This window comes from Aminobacterium sp. UBA4834 (genome assembly GCF_002400205.1).
GTDB classification, from domain to species: Bacteria; Synergistota; Synergistia; order Synergistales; family Aminobacteriaceae; genus Aminobacterium; species Aminobacterium mobile.
In genome coordinates this window covers 1-211 of sequence record NZ_DHFC01000020.1, presented here as the reverse complement: position 1 = coordinate 211, position 211 = coordinate 1, and positions in this window count along the sequence as shown.

Here is a 211-nt window from a genome sequence, read left to right as displayed (position 1 = left end):
CCCTTATAGGAAGTATAAAAAGCGGTATGTTTCAGGATCTCATTTTTAACGTTCTTTTTGTTTCCATCCCTTATAGGAAGTATAAAAAGGAAGTTGGGATAACAACTCTTTTGCACTTATTGTCAGTTTCCATCCCTTATAGGAAGTATAAAAAGTAAGTGCCATACGCACCACAGGTGGCCCATATTCATGTTTCCATCCCTTATAGGAA